Origin of the sequence: Escherichia sp. MOD1-EC6300 (assembly GCF_002965045.1) — a bacterium.
GTDB lineage: Bacteria > Pseudomonadota > Gammaproteobacteria > Enterobacterales > Enterobacteriaceae > Escherichia > Escherichia coli_F.
Map to the genome: position 1 here is coordinate 195018 of NZ_PTRH01000003.1, position 20166 is coordinate 215183.

A 20166-nucleotide genomic window follows, 5' to 3' on the forward strand; every position below is an offset into this window, starting at 1 on the left:
GAGAAAAGCACCTGTCGGGTGCTTTTTTCATTTCTCTAATCTGAAACTGGAAGCTGCCTCGCAGAGTTTTGAGCAGTTTTCACTTTCTCGTTAAATTCTTCTGAACGCACCTCGGGGAACATAAAACTACCACCAGACAGCCGTTCAAATAAGTTGCACACTTTCCATAAACAGGGAGAGGTGCATGAAAATAACGACAGTCGGCGTAAGCATAATTTGCGGAATTTTTCCGTTGTTGATTTTGCCCCAATTGCCTGGGACATTAACCCTTGCGTTTCTGACAGTCTTCGCCTGCGTACTGGCATTTATTCCTGTTAAAGCCGTCCGTTATATCGCGCTGACGCTGCTGTTTTTTCTTTGGGGCATATTAGCGGCAAAGCAAATTTTGTGGGCAGGAGAAACCTTAACTGGCGCGACGCAGGATGCAATAGTTGAGATCACTGCTACTGACGGCATGACCACTCATTACGGTCAAATTACTCATCTACAAGGTCGACGTATATTCCCTGCGCCAGGCCTCGTACTGTATGGCGAATATCTTCCGCAAGCGGTTTGTGCCGGACAAGTATGGTCAATGAAACTCAAAGTTCGTGCAGTTCATGGCCAACTTAATGATGGCGGCTTTGATAGCCAGCGTTATGCCATTGCCCAGCATCAACCGCTCACCGGCCGTTTTCTGCAGGCAAGTGTCATTGAACCGAATTGTAGCCTGCGTGCACAGTATCTGGCGTCACTACAAACAACGCTGCAACCCTATATGTGGAACGCGGTTATTCTTGGATTAGGTATGGGGGAACGGTTATCCGTCCCCAAAGAAATCAAAAATATCATGCGTGATACTGGAACGGCGCATTTAATGGCGATATCAGGATTGCACATCGCTTTTGCGGCGTTGCTGGCTGCAGGACTCATTCGCGGTGGGCAAGTTTTTCTGCCTGGGTGCTGGATCCACTGGCAAATGCCATTAATTGGTGGAATCTGCTGTGCTGCTTTTTACGCCTGGCTAACGGGAATGCAGCCTCCTGCATTGCGTACCGTGGTGGCGCTTGCCATTTGGGGAATGCTTAAGTTAAGTGGACGACAATGGAGTGGCTGGGATGTATGGATATGTTGTCTGGCGGCAATTTTGCTGATGGATCCTGTTGCCATTCTTTCGCAAAGTTTATGGCTCTCTGCCGCTGCGGTAGCGGCGCTGATTTTTTGGTATCAGTGGTTTCCCTGTCCGGAGTGGCAGCTGCCGCCAGCATTGCGCGCGGTTGTTTCCCTCATCCATCTGCAACTGGGAATCACCCTCCTGCTTATGCCCGTGCAAATTGTCATATTTCATGGCATTAGTCTGACCTCGTTTATTGCAAATCTTTTTGCAATTCCCCTGGTGACATTTATCACGGTTCCGTTGATTCTCGCCGCGATGGTTGTGCATTTAAGCGGGCCGTTTATTCTGGAACAAGGGTTATGGTTTCTTGCCGACCGGTCTTTGGCTTTACTTTTCTGGGGGTTAAAGAGTTTGCCGGAAGGGTGGATCAACATTGCTGAACGTTGGCAATGGCTAACATTTTCCCCATGGTTCTTACTGGTGGTATGGCGATTAAACGCCTGGCGAGCGTTGCCGGCAATGTGTGTGGCTGGAGGCTTGCTGATGTGCTGGCCGCTGTGGCAAAAACCTCGGCCTGACGCGTGGCAGGTGTACATGCTTGATGTCGGGCAAGGGCTGGCAATGGTGATAGCCAGAAACGGTAAAGCGATTCTCTATGACACCGGACTGGCCTGGCCGGAGGGGGATAGTGGGCAACAACTGATTATCCCCTGGCTACGCTGGCATAATCTTGAACCAGAAGGCGTCATTCTTAGTCATGAACATCTGGATCATCGGGGAGGGCTGGACTCGATATTACGAGCCTGGCCGACGTTATGGGTCAGAAGCCCTTTAAGCTGGGAACATCATCAGCCCTGTGTGCGTGGCGAAGCGTGGCAATGGCAAGGATTGCGTTTCAGCGTGCACTGGCCTTTACAAGGTAGCAACGATAAAGGAAATAACCATTCCTGTGTGGTTAAGGTTGATGACGGGACGAATAGCATTCTCCTAACCGGTGATATTGAAGCCCCCGCTGAACAAAAGATGCTAAGCCGTTACTGGTAGCAAATGCAGGCAACATTACTTCAGGTACCTCACCATGGCAGTAATACCTCATCATCGTTGCCATTAATTCAGCGAGTGAATGGAAAAGTGGCACTCGCATCGGCATCGCGCTATAACGCATGGCGACTGCCCTCAAGCAAAGTTAAACATCGCTATCAACAACAGGGTTATAAGTGGCTTGATACTCCACATCAGGGTCAAATAACGGTCAATTTTTCAGCGCAAGGCTGGCGGATTAGCAGCCTCAGAGAGCAAATTTTACCTCGTTGGTATCATCAGTGGTTTGGCGTGCCAGTGGATAACGGGTAGAATATGCGGCTATTTCAACAAATGCTGGTTTTTTGAATGCATAACGACAAAGATCTCTCTACGTGGCAGACGTTCCGCCGACTGTGGCCAACCATTGCGCCTTTTAAAGCGGGTCTGATCGTGGCGGGCGTAGCGTTAATCCTCAACGCAGCCAGCGATACCTTCATGTTATCGCTCCTTAAGCCACTTCTTGATGATGGCTTTGGTAAAACAGATCGCTCCGTGCTGGTGTGGATGCCGCTGGTGGTGATCGGGCTAATGATTTTACGTGGTATCACCAGCTATGTCTCCAGCTACTGTATCTCCTGGGTATCAGGAAAGGTGGTAATGACCATGCGTCGCCGCCTGTTTGGTCACATGATGGGAATGCCAGTTTCATTCTTTGACAAACAGTCAACGGGTACGCTGTTGTCACGTATCACCTACGATTCCGAACAGGTTGCTTCTTCTTCTTCCGGCGCACTGATTACTGTTGTGCGTGAAGGTGCGTCGATCATCGGCCTGTTCATCATGATGTTCTATTACAGCTGGCAACTGTCGATCATTTTAATTGTGCTGGCACCGATTGTTTCGATTGCGATTCGTGTCGTATCGAAGCGTTTTCGCAACATCAGTAAAAACATGCAGAACACCATGGGTCAGGTGACCACCAGCGCAGAACAAATGCTGAAGGGCCACAAAGAAGTATTGATTTTCGGTGGTCAGGAAGTGGAAACGAAACGCTTCGATAAAGTCAGTAACCGAATGCGTCTTCAGGGGATGAAAATGGTTTCAGCCTCTTCCATCTCTGATCCGATCATTCAGCTGATCGCCTCTTTGGCGCTGGCGTTTGTTCTGTATGCGGCGAGCTTCCCAAGTGTTATGGATAACCTGACTGCCGGTACGATTACCGTTGTTTTCTCTTCAATGATTGCACTGATGCGTCCGCTGAAATCGCTGACCAACGTTAACGCCCAGTTCCAGCGCGGTATGGCGGCTTGTCAGACGCTGTTTACCATTCTGGACAGTGAGCAGGAGAAAGACGAAGGTAAGCGTGTGCTCGAACGTGCGACTGGTGACGTAGAATTCCGCAATGTCACCTTTACTTATCCGGGACGTGATGTACCCGCATTGCGTAACATCAACCTGAAAATTCCGGCAGGAAAAACGGTCGCTCTGGTTGGACGCTCTGGTTCAGGTAAATCAACCATCGCCAGCCTAATCACACGTTTTTACGATATTGATGAAGGCGAAATCCTGATGGATGGTCACGATCTGCGCGAGTATACCCTGGCGTCTTTACGTAACCAGGTTGCTCTGGTGTCGCAGAATGTCCATCTGTTTAACGATACGGTTGCCAACAACATTGCTTACGCACGGACAGAACAGTACAGCCGTGAGCAAATTGAAGAAGCGGCGCGTATGGCCTACGCCATGGACTTCATCAATAAGATGGATAACGGTCTCGATACAGTGATTGGTGAAAACGGCGTGCTGCTCTCTGGCGGTCAGCGTCAGCGTATTGCCATCGCTCGAGCCTTGTTGCGTGATAGCCCGATTCTGATTCTGGACGAAGCTACCTCGGCGCTGGATACCGAATCTGAACGTGCGATTCAGGCGGCACTGGATGAGTTGCAGAAAAACCGTACCTCTCTGGTGATTGCCCACCGTTTGTCTACTATTGAAAAAGCAGACGAAATCGTGGTCGTCGAGGATGGTGTCATTGTGGAACGCGGTACGCATAACGATTTGCTTGAGCACCGTGGCGTTTACGCGCAACTTCACAAAATGCAGTTTGGCCAATGATCGAAAAAATCTGGTCTGGTGAATCCCCTTTGTGGCGGCTATTGCTGCCACTCTCCTGGTTGTATGGCCTGATAAGTGGCGCGATCCGTCTTTGCTATAAACTAAAATTGAAGCGCGCCTGGCGTGCCCCCGTACCGGTTGTCGTGGTTGGTAATCTCACCGCTGGCGGCAACGGAAAAACTCCGGTCGTTGTCTGGCTGGTGGAACAGTTGCAACAGCGCGGTATTCGCGTGGGAGTCGTGTCCCGGGGATATGGCGGTAAGGCTGAATCTTATCCGCTGTTATTGTCGGTAGATACCACCACAGCACAGGCGGGTGATGAACCAGTGTTGATTTATCAACGCACTGGCGCGCCTGTTGCGGTTTCTCCCGTGCGTTCTGATGCGGTAAAAGCCATTCTGGCGCAACACCCTGATGTGCAGATCATCGTAACCGACGACGGTTTACAGCATTATCGTCTGGCGCGTGATGTGGAAATCGTCGTTATTGATGGCGTGCGTCGCTTTGGCAATGGCTGGTGGTTGCCGGCGGGGCCAATGCGTGAGCGAGCGGGGCGCTTAAAGTCGGTTGATGCGGTAATCGTCAACGGCGGTGTCCCCCGCAGCGGTGAAATCCCCATGCATCTGCTGCCGGGGCAGGCGGTGAATTTACGTACCGGTACGCGTTGTGACGTTGCTCAACTTGAACATGTGGTGGCGATGGCGGGGATTGGGCATCCGCCGCGCTTTTTTGCCACGCTGAAGATGTGCGGCGTACAACCGGAAAAATGTGTACCACTGGCCGATCATCAGTCTTTGAATTATACGGATGTCAGCGCGTTGGTAAGCGACGGGCAAACGCTAGTAATGACTGAAAAAGATGCGGTGAAATGCCGGGCCTTTGCAGATGAAAATTGGTGGTATTTGCCTGTTGACGCACAGCTTTCAGGCGATGAACCAGCGAAACTGCTTGCGCAACTAACCTCGCTGGCTTCTGGCAACTAGTTACGCCGCGGCAGCGTTCGATTGATGGAGTCATGAATGTCGCTGCCGCACCTCTCCCTTGCTGATGCGCGTAATCTTCACCTTGCTGCGCAAGGCCTGTTAAACAAACCCCGCCGTCGAGCGTCGTTGGAAGATATTCTGGCAACGATTTCCCGCATGTCCTTGCTGCAAATTGATACCATCAATATTGTTGCCCGTAGCCCATATCTGGTGCTTTTCAGTCGTCTGGGAAATTATCCTGCGCAGTGGTTGGATGAGTCTCTGGCGCGTGGCGAATTAATGGAATACTGGGCGCATGAAGCCTGCTTTATGCCACGTAGCGATTTTCGTCTTATTCGCCACCGCATGCTGGCACCTGAAAAAATGGGCTGGAAATACAAAGACGCCTGGATGCAGGAACATGCGGCAGAAATTGCACAGTTAATTCAACATATTCATGATAAGGGGCCGGTACGTTCAGCCGATTTCGAGCATTCTCGTAAAGGTGCAAGCGGCTGGTGGGAATGGAAGCCGCATAAACGGCATCTGGAAGGTTTATTTACTGCTGGAAAGGTGATGGTGATTGAACGGCGCAACTTCCAGCGCGTTTATGATTTAACCCACCGTGTCATGCCTGACTGGGATGATGAGCGCGATCTCGTTTCGCAAACAGAAGCAGAAATCATCATGCTGGATAACAGTGCGCGTAGCCTGGGCATATTCCGCGAACAGTGGCTGGCAGATTACTATCGGCTGAAACGTCCGGCACTGGCGGCTTGGCGCGAAGCGAGGGCTGAACAGCAGCAAATCATTGCTGTGCATGTTGAAAAATTGGGCAATCTTTGGTTGCATGCTGATTTGCTGCCGCTACTCGAACGCGCGCTCGCCGGAAAGCTCACTGCAACGCACAGCGCGGTACTTTCGCCTTTTGATCCTGTTGTCTGGGATCGCAAACGCGCGGAGCAGCTTTTTGATTTTAGCTACCGGCTGGAGTGCTATACCCCAGCGCCGAAACGCCAGTATGGCTATTTTGTTCTGCCGTTATTACATCGTGGGCAATTAGTTGGGCGAATGGATGCCAAAATGCATCGCCAGACAGGCATCCTTGAAGTTATCTCTCTGTGGTTACAGGAAGGCATTAAACCAACGACAACGCTGCAAAAAGGGTTACGTCAGGCGATTACTGATTTCGCTAACTGGCAGCAGGCAACGCGGGTGACATTAGGACGCTGCCCGCAAGGCCTCTTTACTGATTGCCGCGCCGGCTGGGAAATAGACCCCGTCGCATAAATGATTATGATAAGATTTATGCATTCATAACCCGATCCATCTGGAGGAACTATGGATCATCGTCTGCTTGAAATCATTGCCTGCCCGGTTTGCAACGGAAAACTTTGGTATAACCAGGAAAAACAAGAGCTTATTTGCAAACTGGACAACCTGGCTTTCCCGCTGCGCGATGGCATTCCAGTGTTGCTGGAAACGGAAGCCCGTGTGCTGACTGCTGATGAGAGTAAATCATGAGTTTTGTGGTCATTATTCCCGCGCGCTACGCGTCCACGCGTCTGCCCGGTAAACCATTGGTTGATATTAACGGCAAACCCATGATTGTTCATGTTCTTGAACGCGCGCGCGAATCAGGTGCCGAGCGCATCATCGTGGCAACCGATCATGAGGATGTTGCCCGCGCTGTTGAAGCCGCTGGCGGCGAAGTATGTATGACGCGCGCCGATCATCAGTCAGGTACAGAACGTTTGGCGGAAGTTGTCGAAAAATGCGCATTCAGCGACGACACGGTGATCGTTAATGTGCAGGGTGATGAACCGATGATCCCTGCGACAATCATTCGTCAGGTTGCTGATAACCTCGCTCAGCGTCAGGTGGGTATGGCGACTCTGGCGGTGCCAATCCACAATGCGGAAGAAGCGTTTAACCCGAATGCGGTGAAAGTGGTTCTCGACGCCGAAGGGTACGCACTGTACTTCTCTCGCGCCACCATTCCGTGGGATCGTGATCGTTTTGCAAAAGACCTTGAAACCGTAGGCGATAACTTCCTGCGTCATCTTGGTATTTATGGCTACCGAGCAGGCTTTATCCGTCGTTATGTTACCTGGCAGCCAAGTCCGTTAGAACATATCGAAATGTTAGAGCAGCTTCGTGTTCTGTGGTACGGCGAAAAAATCCACGTTGCTGTTGCTCAGGAAGTTCCTGGTACAGGAGTGGATACCCCTGAAGATCTCGAGCGCGTTCGCGCTGAAATGCGCTAATTTCACTTCACGACACTCCAGCCAATTTTGGGAGGAGTGTCGTACCGTTACGATTTTCCTCAATTTTTCTTTTCAACAATTGATCTCATTCAGGTGACATCTTTTATATTGGCGCTCATTATGAAAGCAGTAGCTTTTATGAGGGTAATCTGAATGGAACAGCTGCGTGCCGAATTAAGCCATTTACTGGGCGAAAAACTCAGTCGTATTGAGTGCGTCAATGAAAAAGCGGATACGGCGTTGTGGGCTTTGTATGACAGCCAGGGAAACCCAATGCCGTTAATGGCAAGAAGCTTTAGTGCGCCCGGAAAAGCCCGACAACTGGCATGGAAAACCACCATGCTGGCAAGAAGTGGGACTGTCCGTATGCCGACTATTTATGGTGTGATGACGCATGAAGAACACCCCGGCCCCGATGTCCTGCTACTGGAGCGAATGCGTGGTGTTTCGGTGGAGGCACCAGCCCGAACACCAGAACGCTGGGAACAACTCAAAGACCAAATCGTTGAAGCCTTACTGGCCTGGCACCGTCAGGACAGTCGTGGTTGCGTCGGCGCGGTCGACAATACTCAGGAAAATTTCTGGCCCTCATGGTACCGGCAACATGTTGAAGTGCTATGGACTACGCTCAATCAGTTCAATAACACCGGTCTAACGATGCAGGATAAGCGGATCCTGTTTCGCACCCGTGAATGTCTCCCGGCATTATTTGAAGGCTTTAACGACAATTGTGTGCTGATTCACGGTAACTTCTGTTTACGCAGCATGCTGAAAGATTCGCGCAGCGATCAGTTACTGGCGATGGTCGGACCGGGACTAATGCTTTGGGCACCGCGAGAATACGAACTGTTCCGACTAATGGATAATTCTCTGGCGGAAGATTTGCTCTGGAGTTATCTGCAACGCGCGCCAGTGGCGGAGTCGTTCATCTGGCGGCGTTGGTTGTATGTGTTATGGGATGAAGTTGCGCAACTGGTCAACACCGGACGATTTAGTCGGCGCAACTTCGATCTGGCATCAAAATCACTCTTGCCGTGGCTCGCCTGACGAACCTTTCAGCCACTGCCAGATGCGGCCAAGCGTTTCATAGCCAACACGATCGCTATGCATTAACCAGACTGGAGAAGGGATTGCTCGTTCCCACGGATTAAGCGGCGAGTCGATGGCCAACTGGTTCGCCGGGGCTGGCAGCGGATTTAACCCTTCCTGCTGAAAAAAGATCATCGCCCGCGGCAGATGTGATGCGGAGGTTACCAGCAGGAAAGGGGCGTCACCAATCGCCTGTTTCACTGCCGCAGCTTCTTCTTCGGTATCTTTTGGCAAATCCAGGGTGATAATTTGCTCGCGAGGGACACCCAGCGATTGCGCAACTCTTGCACCTACTTCGGCTGTACTCACCGTATTGGTTTTTGCTACGCCTCCCGTGAAGATCAGTTTTGATCCCGGATTTTCGCGCCATAAGCGAATACCCTCATTCAGACGTGGCAGACTGTTATTGATTAAATTCGAGCTCGGTGCCCACTGCGGGTTCCAGGTATAACCACCTCCGAGCACCACGATATAGTCCACTTTTTGCGAATTATTCCATGTCGGATAGGTGCTTTCGATGGGACGCAGCAGGCGGTCGGCTATCGGTTGCAAACTCAATAACAAGAGCGCCAGCCACCCAAGGCTAATAAAAATCTTCCCGGTTTTTTGAAAACGGCTAAACCACAGCAGCGCCAGGCCAGCGCCAATAATCAACAACATCAGCGGAAGTGGCAGCAGCATACCGCCAATCACTTTTTTCAGTGTAAAAAGCATCCTTTCTGGTTCCTTTTTTGACCATATAGCAAGGGATCGCCAGCGATATTACACCAGACGGGTTCATTCTCGCCGTGGCTGTGACAAAATAGCGTCTTTATCAGAAAACGTCTTAGCCAACCGGTGGAGAAAGCAATGCAGGATCGCAATTTTGATGATATTGCGGAAAAGTTTTCCCGTAACATTTACGGCACCACCAAAGGGCAGCTTCGACAGGCTATTCTGTGGCAGGATCTCGATCGCGTGCTGGCGGAAATGGGCTCGCAAAAACTGCGTGTGCTGGATGCTGGCGGTGGAGAAGGGCAGACCGCAATCAAAATGGCCGAGCGTGGGCATCAGGTCATTTTATGCGATCTTTCAGCGCAGATGATCGACCGCGCAAAACAGGCGGCAGAAGCAAAAGGTGTGAGCGACAACATGCAATTTATACATTGCGCCGCTCAGGATGTTGCTTCGCATTTGGAAACGCCCGTTGATCTGATATTGTTCCATGCGGTGCTCGAGTGGGTGGCCGATCCCCGCAGCGTATTGCAGACCCTGTGGTCAGTGTTGCGTCCAGGCGGTGTGTTGTCGTTAATGTTCTACAATGCGCACGGCTTGCTGATGCATAACATGGTTGCAGGGAATTTTGATTACGTGCAGGCGGGAATGCCGAAAAAGAAAAAACGGACGCTTTCGCCAGATTATCCACGCGACCCGGCGCAGGTTTATCTGTGGCTGGAAGAAGCTGGTTGGCAAATTATGGGTAAGACCGGCGTTCGCGTGTTTCATGATTACCTGCGCGAGAAGCACCAGCAGCGCGACTGCTATGAAGCATTACTTGAATTAGAAACGCGTTATTGCCGTCAGGAACCGTATATTACCCTGGGGCGTTATATTCATGTCACCGCGCGCAAACCGCAGAGCAAGGATAAAGTATGAGTGAATTTTCCCAGACAGTCCCCGAACTGGTTGCCTGGGCCAGAAAAAATGACTTCTCCATCTCGCTGCCGGTAGACCGACTCTCTTTTCTGCTGGCGGTTGCCACGCTGAACGGCGAGCGTCTGGATGGTGAGATGAGTGAAGGCGAGCTGGTGGATGCATTCCGCCATGTGAGTGATGCGTTTGAGCAAACCAGCGAAACCATCGGCGTACGCGCCAACAACGCGATCAACGACATGGTTCGTCAACGTCTGCTGAACCGCTTTACCAGCGAGCAGGCTGAAGGGAACGCAATTTACCGTCTGACGCCGCTTGGCATCGGTATTACCGATTACTACATCCGTCAGCGCGAGTTTTCGACGCTGCGCCTTTCTATGCAGTTGTCGATTGTGGCGGGCGAACTGAAACGCGCGGCAGATGCCGCCGAAGAGGGCGGTGATGAGTTTCACTGGCACCGTAATGTCTATGCGCCACTGAAATATTCGGTAGCAGAAATTTTCGACAGTATCGACCTGACTCAACGTCTGATGGATGAACAGCAGCAGCAGGTGAAGGATGATATCGCCCAGTTGTTGAACAAAGACTGGCGGGCGGCGATTTCCAGCTGTGAATTGTTGCTTTCGGAAACTTCCGGAACGCTGCGTGAATTGCAGGATACGTTGGAAGCGGCAGGTGATAAATTGCAGGCTAATCTGTTACGCATTCAGGATGCGACGATGACTCATGATGATCTGCATTTCGTCGATCGTCTGGTGTTCGATCTGCAAAGCAAACTTGACCGTATTATCAGCTGGGGCCAGCAATCCATCGACTTATGGATTGGCTACGACCGCCACGTACACAAATTTATTCGTACCGCTATCGATATGGATAAAAACCGCGTCTTTGCTCAGCGGTTACGTCAGTCGGTACAAACCTATTTTGATGAACCGTGGGCGCTAACTTATGCCAATGCCGATCGTCTGCTGGATATGCGTGACGAAGAGATGGCACTGCGCGATGAAGAAGTGACTGGGGAACTTCCTGAGGATCTGGAGTACGAAGAGTTTAACGAGATCCGCGAACAGCTGGCGGCGATCATCGAAGAACAACTTGCCGTGTACAAAACCAGACAAGTGCCGTTGGATCTTGGTCTGGTGGTACGCGAATATCTGTCACAGTATCCGCGTGCACGTCACTTTGACGTTGCGCGCATTGTTATTGATCAGGCGGTACGTCTTGGCGTAGCGCAAGCAGATTTCACCGGACTGCCAGCGAAATGGCAGCCGATTAATGATTACGGAGCCAAGGTACAGGCGCATGTCATCGACAAATATTGAACAAGTGATGCCGGTTAAGCTGGCGCAGGCGCTGGCGAATCCGTTATTTCCGGCGCTGGATAGCGCCTTACGTTCAGGCCGCCATATTGGCCTTGACGAACTGGATAATCATGCATTCCTGATGGATTTTCAGGAATATCTGGAAGAATTTTACGCGCGTTATAACGTTGAGCTTATTCGCGCACCGGAGGGGTTCTTCTATTTACGCCCACGTTCCACCACTATTATCCCTCGTTCCGTCTTGTCGGAACTGGATATGATGGTCGGGAAAATCCTCTGTTATCTTTATCTCAGCCCGGAACGGCTGGCGAATGAGGGGATTTTCACCCAGCAGGAACTGTACGATGAACTGCTCACCCTGGCCGATGAAGCGAAACTGCTGAAACTGGTGAACAACCGTTCAACCGGTTCAGACGTTGACCGGCAGAAGTTGCAGGAGAAAGTACGTTCTTCGCTCAACCGTCTGCGTCGTTTAGGCATGGTGTGGTTTATGGGCCACGACAGCAGCAAGTTCCGCATTACCGAATCGGTGTTCCGCTTCGGAGCCGATGTGCGTGCTGGCGACGATCCCCGTGAAGCACAGCGTCGCCTGATTCGTGATGGCGAAGCAATGCCGATTGAAAATCATCTGCAACTCAACGATGAAACCGAAGAGAATCAGCCAGATAGCGGAGAGGAAGAATAATGATTGAACGCGGTAAATTTCGCTCACTGACGCTGATTAACTGGAACGGCTTTTTTGCCCGAACTTTTGACCTTGACGAGCTGGTCACGACGCTTTCTGGCGGTAACGGGGCGGGTAAATCCACCACCATGGCGGCGTTCGTTACGGCGCTTATCCCCGACCTGACCCTGCTGCATTTCCGTAACACTACGGAAGCCGGGGCCACCAGCGGTTCGCGCGATAAAGGTCTGCACGGTAAGCTGAAAGCGGGTGTCTGTTATTCGATGCTCGACACCATTAACTCGCGCCACCAGCGTGTAGTGGTCGGTGTGCGTCTGCAACAGGTTGCCGGGCGCGATCGTAAAGTTGATATCAAACCATTTGCCATTCAGGGCTTGCCGATGTCGGTGCAGCCGACACAACTGGTGACCGAAACTCTGAATGAACGTCAGGCGCGCGTGCTGCCGCTTAACGAGCTGAAAGACAAGCTCGAAGCGATGGAAGGCGTGCAGTTTAAGCAGTTCAACTCTATTACCGATTACCACTCGCTGATGTTCGATCTGGGCATCATCGCACGTCGTCTGCGCTCAGCGTCTGATCGTAGTAAATTCTATCGTCTGATTGAAGCTTCGCTGTACGGCGGGATTTCCAGCGCCATCACCCGTTCTCTGCGCGACTACCTGTTGCCAGAAAATAGCGGCGTGCGTAAAGCGTTTCAGGACATGGAAGCGGCGCTGCGTGAAAACCGTATGACGCTGGAAGCGATTCGTGTTACCCAGTCTGACCGTGACTTGTTCAAGCATCTGATCAGCGAAGCGACTAACTACGTGGCGGCGGACTACATGCGCCACGCCAACGAGCGCCGTGTTCACCTGGATAAAGCGCTGGAGTTTCGTCGTGAGCTTCACACTTCGCGTCAGCAACTGGCGGCAGAGCAGTACAAGCATGTCGATATGGCGCGTGAGCTGGCTGAGCACAATGGTGCCGAAGGCGATCTGGAAGCGGATTATCAGGCGGCCAGCGATCACCTGAACCTGGTGCAAACCGCACTACGTCAGCAGGAGAAGATCGAACGCTACGAAGCGGATCTCGATGAGCTGCAGATCCGTCTGGAAGAGCAAAACGAAGTGGTGGCAGAAGCCATCGAACGCCAGGAAGAGAACGAGGCTCGTGCGGAAGCTGCCGAGCTGGAAGTGGACGAGCTGAAAAGCCAGCTTGCTGACTACCAGCAGGCGCTGGACGTCCAGCAAACGCGCGCGATCCAGTACAACCAGGCGATTGCTGCGCTTAATCGTGCCAAAGAACTGTGCCATCTGCCGGACTTAACCGCCGACAGCGCCGCCGAATGGCTGGAAACCTTCCAGGCGAAAGAGCTGGAAGCGACCGAAAAAATGCTCTCTCTTGAGCAGAAAATGAGCATGGCGCAAACCGCGCACAGCCAGTTTGAGCAGGCTTATCAGCTGGTGGTGGCAATCAACGGCCCGCTGGCGCGTAACGAGGCGTGGGATGTCGCTCGCGAACTATTGCGCGAAGGGGTCGATCAGCGTCACCTGGCAGAGCAGGTTCAGCCGTTGCGGATGCGCTTAAGCGAACTGGAACAGCGTCTGCGTGAACAGCAAGAAGCTGAGCGTCTGCTGGCAGATTTCTGCAAACGTCAGGGCAAGAATTTTGATATTGATGAACTGGAAGCTCTGCATCAGGAGCTGGAAGCACGCATTGCCTCTCTTTCCGATAGCGTCTCTAACGCCCGAGAAGAGCGGATGGCACTGCGCCAGGAGCAGGAACAGCTGCAGTCTCGCATTCAGAGTTTGATGCAGCGTGCGCCGGTTTGGCTGGCAGCGCAAAACAGTCTCAACCAGTTGAGCGAACAGTGCGGCGAAGAATTCTCCTCAAGCCAGGACGTCACCGAATATCTGCAACAGTTGCTGGAGCGTGAGCGCGAAGCCATTGTTGAACGTGACGAAGTTGGCGCACGCAAAAACGCCGTCGATGAAGAGATCGAACGTTTAAGCCAGCCAGGCGGCTCTGAAGACCAGCGTCTGAATGCGCTGGCGGAGCGTTTTGGCGGCGTGTTGCTGTCAGAAATTTATGACGACGTTAGCCTGGAAGATGCGCCGTACTTCTCAGCACTGTATGGCCCGTCACGCCACGCCATCGTGGTGTCAGATCTGTCACAGGTAACCGAACACCTGGAAGGCTTGACCGATTGCCCGGAAGATCTCTATCTGATCGAAGGGGATCCGCAGTCATTCGATGACAGCGTGTTCAGCGTTGATGAGCTGGAAAAAGCGGTAGTGGTGAAAATCGCCGATCGTCAGTGGCGTTATTCACGTTTCCCGGAAGTGCCGCTGTTTGGTCGTGCTGCTCGCGAAAGCCGCATCGAAAGCCTCCATGCCGAACGTGAAGTGCTTTCCGAACGCTTCGCCACACTCTCTTTTGATGTACAGAAAACCCAGCGTCTGCATCAGGCGTTCAGCCGCTTTATAGGTAGTCATCTGGCGGTGGCGTTTGAGTCTGACCCGGAAGCAGAAATCCGTCAACTGAACAGCCGTCGCGTCGAACTGGAGCGGGCGTTGAGTAATCATGAAAATGATAACCAGCAGCAGCGTATTCAGTTTGAGCAGGCGAAAGAGGGCGTTACGGCCCTGAACCGCATTCTGCCGCGTCTTAACCTGCTGGCTGATGACAGCCTGGCAGATCGCGTCGATGAAATCCGCGAACGTCTGGATGAAGCCCAGGAAGCCGCGCGTTTTGTTCAGCAGTTTGGCAATCAACTGGCGAAACTGGAACCGATCGTTTCGGTATTGCAGAGCGACCCGGAACAGTTCGAACAGTTAAAAGAAGATTACGCGTACTCTCAGCAGATGCAGCGCGATGCCCGTCAGCAGGCGTTTGCCCTGACGGAAGTGGTGCAGCGTCGTGCGCACTTTAGCTACTCTGACTCGGCAGAAATGCTTAGCGGTAACAGCGATCTCAACGAAAAACTGCGTGAACGTCTGGAACAGGCGGAAGCGGAGCGTACCCGCGCTCGTGAAGCGTTGCGCGGACACGCAGCGCAGTTGAGTCAGTACAACCAGGTGCTGGCTTCGCTGAAAAGTTCTTACGACACCAAAAAAGAGCTACTCAACGATCTGCAACGTGAATTGCAGGATATCGGCGTGCGTGCTGATAGCGGGGCAGAAGAGCGGGCGCGTATTCGCCGTGACGAGTTGCACGCGCAACTGAGCAATAACCGTTCACGCCGCAACCAACTGGAAAAAGCGCTTACCTTCTGCGAAGCGGAGATGGACAACCTGACCCGCAAACTGCGCAAGCTGGAGCGTGATTACTTTGAGATGCGCGAGCAGGTAGTGACCGCGAAAGCGGGCTGGTGTGCAGTGATGCGCATGGTGAAAGATAACGGTGTTGAGCGCCGCTTACACCGTCGTGAGCTGGCTTATCTCTCCGCTGATGATTTGCGTTCCATGTCGGATAAGGCGTTGGGTGCGTTGCGTCTCGCGGTAGCGGATAACGAACATCTGCGCGACGTGCTGCGTATGTCGGAAGATCCAAAACGTCCGGAACGTAAAATTCAGTTCTTCGTGGCGGTTTATCAGCATCTGCGCGAGCGTATTCGTCAGGATATTATTCGTACCGATGATCCGGTTGAAGCTATCGAGCAGATGGAGATCGAACTTAGCCGTCTGACTGAAGAGTTAACCTCCCGCGAACAGAAACTGGCGATCAGTTCCCGCAGCGTGGCGAACATTATTCGCAAAACCATTCAGCGCGAGCAGAACCGTATCCGTATGCTCAACCAGGGCTTGCAGAGCGTATCGTTTGGCCAGGTGAACAGCGTGCGCCTCAACGTGAACGTGCGTGAAACGCACGCCATGCTGCTGGATGTGCTCTCTGAACAGCACGAACAACATCAGGATCTGTTTAACAGCAACCGTCTGACCTTCTCGGAAGCGCTGGCGAAACTGTATCAGCGCCTTAATCCGCAGATTGATATGGGGCAGCGCACGCCGCAGACCATCGGTGAAGAACTGCTGGATTACCGTAACTATCTTGAAATGGAAGTTGAGGTTAACCGTGGTTCCGATGGCTGGTTGCGCGCGGAATCTGGTGCATTGTCGACCGGTGAGGCTATTGGTACCGGTATGTCGATTCTGGTGATGGTGGTACAGAGTTGGGAAGATGAATCTCGCCGCTTGCGCGGTAAAGATATCTCTCCTTGCCGTCTGCTGTTCCTTGATGAAGCAGCGCGACTGGATGCCCGTTCCATCGCCACGCTGTTTGAATTGTGTGAGCGTTTGCAAATGCAGCTCATCATCGCAGCGCCGGAAAATATCAGCCCGGAAAAAGGCACCACCTATAAACTGGTGCGTAAAGTCTTCCAGAATACCGAACACGTTCACGTAGTCGGTCTGCGTGGTTTTGCACCGCAACTCCCTGAAACGCTTCCAGGAACTGACGAAGCGCCTTCCCAGGCGAGTTAAGATTGAGGCGGCAGCGATGCCGCCTTTCCTGTTTCTGAAAACTCCGTTTCTGCACTAAAAAAGTGCCACATTCTGGCGCGCTTTTCTTTAAACTTCTTTACATTAGGTTATGTAAAAACGTATCGGCGTTTATATACTGAAGATAAGCCTGATGAGTAACAGGCTTGCTCGTCATACTTTCGTGAGTATTGGCGTTGTACAGGCAAGTCGTAAAATAACAGCCTGGCTATTCAGAGTATGATAAAAACAGGGGGCAAGGGATGTTGCTTAATATGATGTGTGGTCGTCGGCTGTCGGCAATCAGTTTGTGCGTGGCCGTAACATTCGCTCCACTGTTCAATGCTCAGGCCGATGAGCCTGAAGTAATCCCTGGCGACAGCCCGGTGGCTGTCAGCGAACAGGGCGAGGCACTGCCGCAGGCGCAGGTCACGGCAATAATGGCGGGGATCCAGCCATTGCCTGAAGGTGCGGCAGAAAAAGCCCGCACGCAAATCGAATCTCAATTACCTGCAGGCTATAAGCCGGTTTATCTTAACCAGCTTCAACTGTTGTATGCCGCACGCGATATGCAACCCATGTGGGAAAACCGTGATGCTGTTAAAGCCTTCCAGCAACAGCTGGCAGAGGTGGCGATTGCCGGTTTCCAGCCGCAGTTTAATAAATGGGTAGAGTTGCTGACCGATCCTGGTATTAACGGGATGGCACGCGATGTGGTGCTCTCTGATGCGATGATGGGCTATCTCCATTTCATTGCAAATATTCCGGTCAAAGGCACTCGCTGGCTATACAGCAGTAAACCTTATGCGCTTTCCACGCCGCCGCTCTCGGTGATTAACCAATGGCAGCTGGCGCTGGATAAAGGTCAATTGCCGACGTTTGTTGCAGGACTGGCACCGCAGCATCCGCAATATGCGGCGATGCATGAATCGTTACTGGCCTTACTCAGTGACACCAAACCGTGGCCCCAACTGACCGGCAAAGCAACGTTGCGCCCAGGGCAGTGGAGTAACGACGTACCGGCGTTGCGCGAAATATTGCAGCGTACAGGCATGCTGGACGGGGGGCCGAAAATTACTCTACCTGGCGATGACACGCCAACTGACGCGGTAGTCAGCCCATCCGCTGTTACTGTTGAAACAGCAGAAACTAAGCCGATGGACCAGCAAACTACGTCTCGTAGTAAACCTGCGCCTGTCGTTCGTGCCGCCTACGATAATGAACTGGTGGAAGCCGTTAAACGTTTTCAGGCATGGCAAGGATTGGGGGCAGATGGTGCTATTGGCCCGGCAACGCGTGACTGGTTAAACGTAACGCCCGCCCAGCGTGCTGGCGTGTTGGCACTCAACATCCAGCGATTGCGCTTGCTGCCAACAGAGCTTTCTACCGGGATCATGGTTAACATTCCGGCCTATTCGCTGGTCTACTATCAGAACGGCAATCAGGTGCTGGATTCGCGAGTCATTGTCGGTCGCCCCGATCGCAAAACGCCGATGATGAGTAGTGCCCTTAACAACGTGGTGGTAAACCCGCCGTGGAACGTACCACCAACTCTGGCACGCAAAGATATTCTGCCGAAAGTGCGCAATGATCCTGGGTATCTCGAAAGCCATGGCTATACGGTGATGCGCGGCTGGAACAGCAGAGAAGCGATTGACCCATGGCAGGTTGACTGGTCTACAATCACGGCCTCGAATTTACCGTTCCGCTTCCAGCAGGCTCCAGGCCCACGGAACTCGCTGGGGCGCTATAAATTCAATATGCCGAGTTCAGAGGCCATTTATTTGCATGACACGCCGAACCATAATCTGTTCAAGCGTGATACACGCGCATTGAGCTCAGGCTGTGTACGAGTGAATAAAGCTTCCGATCTGGCGAATATGCTGTTGCAGGATGCAGGCTGGAATGACAAACGTATTTCTGATGCGCTGAAGCAGGGCGATACGCGTTACGTCAATATTCGGCAGTCGATTCCGGTGAATCTCTTCTATCTGACGGCCTTTGTTGGTGCAGATGGTCGTACCCAGTATCGTACAGATATTTACAATTATGATCTGCCTGCGCGATCCAGCTCGCAAATCGTATCGAAAGCGGAACAATTAATCAGGTAAATGAAGCAGTTCGGGGAAATCAGTTGTCGTAATAATTAGCATGATCGGGGGCGCTTCTCTGCAGCCCCCGTCACTGCTGGGGTTGAGTCATCTTGACGTCTGCTTTACGGGCGGTTAAGGTGCCTCTTGTGCGCCAGAAGTGCATATAAACGATAACATTGACCTGTAGACTTGATTATCATGGACAAATTCGACGCTAATCGCCGCAAACTGCTGGCGCTTGGTGGCGTTGCACTCGGTGCCGCCATCCTGCCGACCCCGGCGTTTGCAACACTCTCTACCCCACGCCCGCGTATTTTGACACTCAATAATCTCCATACCGGAGAGTCAATCAAAGCGGAGTTTTTCGATGGCAGAGGCTATATTCAGGAAGAATTGGCAAAACTTAACCATTTTTTCCGCGATTACCGCGCGAACAAAATAAAGTCCATCGACCCAGGATTATTCGATCAGTTGTATCGCCTGCAAGGGTTGTTAGGCACCCGCAAACCGGTGCAACTCATTTCCGGTTATCGCTCCATTGATACCAACAATGAACTACGTGCCCGCAGCCGTGGAGTAGCGAAGAAAAGCTATCACACGAAAGGGCAGGCGATGGATTTCCATATTGAAGGTATCGCGTTAAGCAATATTCGCAAAGCCGCGTTATCTATGCGCGCAGGTGGTGTAGGATATTACCCACGTAGTAACTTTGTGCATATTGATACCGGGCCAGCACGGCACTGGTAGCAATCGCTTAACGAAACAGGGGCAGTATGAACTATCGTATTATTCCGGTCACCGCATTCTCCCAGAACTGTTCATTGATCTGGTGTGAACAAACCCGTCTGGCCGCACTGGTCGATCCTGGCGGCGATGCGGAAAAAATCAAACAGGAAGTTGATGCCAGCGGCCTGACACTGATGCAGATCCTGCTGACTCATGGTCATCTGGACCACGTTGGCGCAGCGGCGGAACTGGCGCAACATTACGGCGTGCCGGTTTTTGGCCCGGAAAAAGAAGATGAGTTCTGGCTACAAGGCTTGCCTGCGCAAAGTCGTATGTTTGGTCTGGAAGAGTGCCAGCCGCTGACGCCAGATCGTTGGCTGAACGAAGGAGACACCATCAGCATAGGGAATGTGACTTTACAGGTGTTGCATTGCCCTGGTCATACGCCGGGTCATGTGGTGTTTTTTGATGATCGGGCAAAACTGCTGATTTCTGGCGATGTTATTTTCAAAGGCGGAGTAGGGCGCAGTGACTTCCCGCGTGGCGATCATAATCAACTGATTTCTTCAATCAAAGATAAATTGCTGCCCCTGGGGGATGACGTGACATTTATTCCGGGTCACGGACCATTATCTACTCTTGGTTACGAACGCCTGCATAATCCCTTCCTGCAAGACGAAATGCCCGTCTGGTAAAGAC

At 52.1% G+C, this 20166-nt stretch carries 14 protein-coding genes and 1 pseudogene; 14 read left to right on the forward strand and 1 reads right to left on the reverse strand.

What is annotated here, in order from left to right:
* The first annotated feature begins 184 nt into the window (after positions 1–184).
* The 7 genes and pseudogenes from BGE37_RS05945 to BGE37_RS05975 all read left to right on the forward strand — a co-directional run bounded on the left by BGE37_RS05945 (position 185) and on the right by BGE37_RS05975 (position 8510).
* Positions 185–2449 (forward strand): annotated as a pseudogene (locus BGE37_RS05945) (ComEC family protein).
* Positions 2450–2485: 36 nt separating this feature from the next.
* The gene (gene msbA / locus BGE37_RS05950) at positions 2486–4234 is read left to right on the forward strand and encodes a lipid A ABC transporter ATP-binding protein/permease MsbA (protein ID WP_032183861.1); all 1749 of its coding nucleotides are present in this window, start codon (positions 2486–2488) and stop codon (positions 4232–4234) included.
* Entirely contained in the window at positions 4231–5217 is a 987-nt protein-coding gene (gene lpxK / locus BGE37_RS05955; protein WP_032183862.1) for a tetraacyldisaccharide 4'-kinase, read from the forward strand. The genes msbA and lpxK overlap by 4 nt, the downstream gene beginning before the upstream one ends.
* Before the next feature lie 36 nt (positions 5218–5253).
* Positions 5254–6486, forward strand: a complete 1233-nt coding sequence (gene ycaQ / locus BGE37_RS05960) for a crosslink repair DNA glycosylase YcaQ (RefSeq protein WP_000056506.1) — start codon at positions 5254–5256, stop codon at positions 6484–6486.
* A gap of 51 nt (positions 6487–6537) precedes the next feature.
* Positions 6538–6720, forward strand: a complete 183-nt coding sequence (ycaR, locus tag BGE37_RS05965) for a protein YcaR (RefSeq protein WP_000350058.1) — start codon at positions 6538–6540, stop codon at positions 6718–6720.
* Entirely contained in the window at positions 6717–7463 is a 747-nt protein-coding gene (gene kdsB / locus BGE37_RS05970) for a 3-deoxy-manno-octulosonate cytidylyltransferase (protein WP_000011610.1), read from the forward strand. Before ycaR ends, kdsB begins: the two co-directional genes overlap by 4 nt.
* Before the next feature lie 153 nt (positions 7464–7616).
* The gene (locus BGE37_RS05975; protein WP_000436900.1) at positions 7617–8510 is read left to right on the forward strand and encodes a YcbJ family phosphotransferase; all 894 of its coding nucleotides are present in this window, start codon (positions 7617–7619) and stop codon (positions 8508–8510) included.
* Here BGE37_RS05975 and elyC read toward each other — a convergent pair.
* Positions 8487–9266, reverse strand: a complete 780-nt coding sequence (elyC, locus tag BGE37_RS05980) for an envelope biogenesis factor ElyC (protein ID WP_032183863.1) — start codon at positions 9264–9266, stop codon at positions 8487–8489. The two genes, BGE37_RS05975 and elyC, sit on opposite strands and share 24 nt — an antisense overlap.
* Positions 9267–9401: 135 nt before the next feature.
* On the opposite strand from elyC, the gene cmoM reads away from it, so the two are divergent.
* The 7 genes from cmoM to gloC all read left to right on the forward strand — a co-directional run bounded on the left by cmoM (position 9402) and on the right by gloC (position 20162).
* Positions 9402–10187 carry a tRNA uridine 5-oxyacetic acid(34) methyltransferase CmoM gene (gene cmoM / locus BGE37_RS05985; RefSeq protein WP_001360537.1) on the forward strand — a complete coding sequence of 262 codons (786 nt, stop codon included), beginning with the start codon at positions 9402–9404 and terminating at the stop codon, positions 10185–10187.
* Positions 10184–11506 (forward strand): chromosome partition protein MukF, encoded by a 1323-nt coding sequence (mukF, locus tag BGE37_RS05990; RefSeq protein ID WP_001288850.1) that lies wholly within the window; start codon positions 10184–10186, stop codon positions 11504–11506. Before cmoM ends, mukF begins: the two co-directional genes overlap by 4 nt.
* A complete protein-coding gene (gene mukE, locus BGE37_RS05995) occupies positions 11487–12191 on the forward strand; it encodes a chromosome partition protein MukE (protein ID WP_010360875.1) in 705 nt (234 codons plus the stop codon). Before mukF ends, mukE begins: the two co-directional genes overlap by 20 nt.
* Positions 12191–16651, forward strand: a complete 4461-nt coding sequence (gene mukB / locus BGE37_RS06000; protein ID WP_105278089.1) for a chromosome partition protein MukB — start codon at positions 12191–12193, stop codon at positions 16649–16651. The genes mukE and mukB overlap by 1 nt, the downstream gene beginning before the upstream one ends.
* A 260-nt stretch (positions 16652–16911) precedes the next feature.
* Positions 16912–18759 carry a L,D-transpeptidase gene (gene ldtD / locus BGE37_RS06005; RefSeq protein ID WP_105278088.1) on the forward strand — a complete coding sequence of 616 codons (1848 nt, stop codon included), beginning with the start codon at positions 16912–16914 and terminating at the stop codon, positions 18757–18759.
* 180 nt (positions 18760–18939) lie between these two features.
* The gene (locus tag BGE37_RS06015) at positions 18940–19488 is read left to right on the forward strand and encodes a YcbK family protein (protein ID WP_001295932.1); all 549 of its coding nucleotides are present in this window, start codon (positions 18940–18942) and stop codon (positions 19486–19488) included.
* 26 nt (positions 19489–19514) lie between these two features.
* Positions 19515–20162: a hydroxyacylglutathione hydrolase GloC gene (gloC, locus tag BGE37_RS06020; protein ID WP_001109453.1), complete on the forward strand. Its 648-nt coding sequence runs from the start codon at positions 19515–19517 to the stop codon at positions 20160–20162.
* The last annotated feature ends 4 nt before the right edge of the window (positions 20163–20166 follow it).